Annotated in this window: 2 protein-coding genes; both read left to right on the top strand. The window is 40.8% G+C overall.

Annotated features, from left to right (window positions below; translation table 11 throughout):
* A partial coding sequence (locus tag RTR63_RS10265; protein ID WP_312524087.1) for a DegT/DnrJ/EryC1/StrS family aminotransferase occupies nucleotides 1–684 on the top strand: 684 nt, incomplete at its 5' end.
* 14 nt (nucleotides 685–698) lie between these two features.
* Nucleotides 699–1,462 (top strand): capsule assembly Wzi family protein (locus RTR63_RS10260; protein WP_312524085.1); only part of this gene is annotated, 764 nt, incomplete at its 3' end.

Raw genomic sequence — 1,462 nt, 5'->3', positions numbered from 1 at the left:
GCTTGGAGTTTTTGTCAAGATAAAATCATGACCACAGGCGGCGAAGGTGGCATGGTTACGACCAATGACAAAGTATTATGGCAAAAAATGTGGGAGTATAAAGACCACGGTAAAAACTACGATAGTATTTATCATAAACAACATCCACCGGGTTTTCGCTGGTTACATGACAGCTTTGGCACCAATTGGCGCATGATGGAAATGCAAGCGGTGATTGGTCGTATTCAGCTTAAAAAAATGGACGAGTGGACCAAGATTCGTACACAAAACGCCAAGATTTTGCGTGATGCTCTAACACAGTTTGCAGGTGAGCAACAATTTTTACGCATACCAGATATAGAATTTCACCAAGTCATGGGTAGCGATTCTGTCCATGCGTATTATAAATACTATGTGTATGTGAGACCTGAAAACTTGCCAGAGAATATCAATCGAGATAGTATTTTAAATGCGCTTAATGAGAAAAAAATTCCTTGTTTCTCTGGCTCTTGTTCAGAGATTTATTTAGAAAAAGCATTTGACAATCATCCATCGCGTCCCAAAGCGCGATTGACAGTTGCTAAAGAATTAGGGGAAACAAGCTTGATGTTTTTAATCCACCCGACATTGACAATAACTGAAATGCAAACGATTGCTACTACCACTGTTGATGTGCTAACCACTCTATTCAATGCCAATACATAAACTGCGAGCCTCGTATGACAAATAAAACGGTTAAATATCTCTCATTGGGTGTACTACTTGGACTTTCGCAATTAAGTCAGGCAGGTCAATTAGTTCAAATTGATAGTGAGCTACGCCAAACACTTGAGATTTTAAAAATCAATGGCGTTCTAAATGTTGATATATCAACATGGCCGATTAGTTCAGAAGCCATAGAGACAGCCTTGAGTCAAGCGCAGCCCAAATCAGACAATGATAAATTGTTGCTGAATCAAGTTAAGCAAAAGCTTGAAGCCAACGATGTATCTAAGCTACAAATAGTGAGCAATGTCAATGGTGACGAGCGCGCTGTGTTTAGCGGATTTAATACAGAAGGCAATACGGTGACGCCTTTGGGTGTTAGTGTGTCACATAGTCATGCAGGTGATAATATTGATTATAAAATTCAAGGTACCTTAAATGTTGATGATGATGAGCCTAGCAAGACATCTAATCTTGATGGCAGCTACATCGGTACCAAATTAGGCAATCATCGCCTTGCCTTTGGTAGTATTCCGGTATGGTGGGGCAACGGCGTTGATGGCAGTTTAATTCGCAGTGATGCGGCTAGACCTGTCACGGGCTTTTTAATGCAGCGCGCCAATAATACCCCTATTAATTTTCCTGTATTATCAAAACTGGGTAATTTTAATTACCAGATTACTGCCGGTCAATTACAAGACTATAAGGCAGAGCCTCACACTAAATTGATTGGCATGCGAGCGAGTTTTCAGCCGCATGAAGCCTTTCAAATCGGCGC

Origin of the sequence: Moraxella sp. CTOTU47724, from assembly GCF_032014955.1 — a bacterium.
Classification (GTDB): Bacteria; Pseudomonadota; Gammaproteobacteria; order Pseudomonadales; family Moraxellaceae; genus Faucicola; species Faucicola tetraodonis.
This window is presented reverse-complemented; position numbering and strand designations above follow the sequence as displayed.